This window comes from Corynebacterium sp. KPL2850 (genome assembly GCF_040225855.1).
GTDB lineage: Bacteria > Actinomycetota > Actinomycetes > Mycobacteriales > Mycobacteriaceae > Corynebacterium.
The window spans coordinates 1-532 of sequence record NZ_JBEHFV010000085.1 but is presented as its reverse complement, the minus strand read 5'-3'; the positions used below and the strand labels follow the sequence as shown (position 1 = coordinate 532).

1 protein-coding gene is annotated in these 532 nt (G+C 60.0%); it reads right to left on the bottom strand.

Annotated features, from left to right (window positions below; all coding sequences use genetic code 11):
• Positions 1–532 (bottom strand): IS3 family transposase (locus tag ABRP93_RS11685; RefSeq protein WP_349888027.1); only part of this gene is annotated, 532 nt, incomplete at both ends.

Below are 532 nucleotides of genomic sequence, written 5' to 3'. Positions count from 1 at the left end.
CGCCCCGTCAAGGTTGCCTCGGACCCCGTGGGCCATTGTGAGAGCTTCTTCGACCAACTCCGTGCGCATGTGGTCGGCGATCGCGAAACCGGTCAACTGCCGCGAATAGCAGTCGATGACGGTGGCCAGGTACATATTCGACCCGTCCGCGATCGGCAGGTACGTGATATCGCCGACGTAGATGGTGTTCGGTTTCTCCGCGGTGAACCGGCGTTTCAGCAGGTCGGGCAACTTCGGAGCCCGTTTCGCAGACACGGTGGTCTTCACCCGGCGTTTTTTGGTGTAGCCGAACAGGCCCATCTGGCGCATCAACCTGGCGGTGCGCTTGTGATTGAAAAGGTCGTCGTTGGCTGGATCGGAATTGATGGCCGCCGTCACGCGTTTCGCCCCGTAACAACCGTTCTCGGCCGTGAACACGGCCTTGATCCTCGCTCCCAGCACCGCGTCGTCAAGGACGCGTCGCCGGCGGGCAGGAGCAGCTGATTTCCATTTGTAATACGAGGACCGGTTGATCTTCAAAACCTCACATAAC